This is a genomic window from Mycobacterium sp. E342, assembly GCF_001667665.1.
Classification (GTDB): domain Bacteria; phylum Actinomycetota; class Actinomycetes; order Mycobacteriales; family Mycobacteriaceae; genus Mycobacterium.
Window position 1 is genome coordinate 1 of sequence record NZ_LZJM01000151.1, and the last position, 729, is coordinate 729.

The window sequence follows — 729 nt, forward strand, 5'->3', positions numbered from 1 at the left end:
GACGCCTGGGTCCTGCGCCGCCCACCCGTGGTGAAGAATGACCCGAGCGCGTCAAACACCCACCGCGAGTGGCGCATCCTGCGGGCTTTGGAGGGCACCGACGTGCCCCATCCACCGCCGGTGCTCTACTGCGAAGATGCCGAAGTGCTGGGCACCGAGTTCATGTTGATGGGCGTGGTGGATGGATTCACGCCGGGGTTCGAGCTGCCCGAACCCTTTCTCGGTGACATCACCCTGCGGCACGGCCTAGCGATGGCCTACGTCGACGGACTGGTCCACCTGGCCGCGGTGGACTGGCGACGGCGCGGTCTGGCTGACCTTGGCAAGCCCGAGGGATTTCTGGAGCGTCAAGTGCCACGATGGCTCGCCCAGCTGGAGCGCTACGGTACCCGCGATCTCCCCGAACTCGACTTCCTCGCCAACTGGCTTTCCGCCAACACCCCGACCATGAGCCCGGCCGCGGTCATCCATGGCGACTACAGCCCATTCAATGTGATGGTTGCCCCGCAGCCGCCGGCCCGCTTGGCCGCAATCGTCGACTGGGACACCGGCACCATCGGCGATCCGCTGCTCGATATTGGGCACCTGCTCGCGCGGTGGACCGAGCCCGGTGAAGATCCGATCATCACCGAACAGGCGGGCGGCTCGGCCGGCTACCCGAGTCGTCAGCAGCTGGCGGACCGATACGCCAACCTCAGCGGACGGGACCTCACCGCGCTGCCCTACTAC

At 66.9% G+C, this 729-nt stretch carries 1 protein-coding gene; it reads left to right on the forward strand.

The window, feature by feature from the left end:
• Positions 1-729 (forward strand): phosphotransferase family protein (locus tag A5692_RS10025; protein WP_068055133.1); only part of this gene is annotated, 729 nt, incomplete at both ends.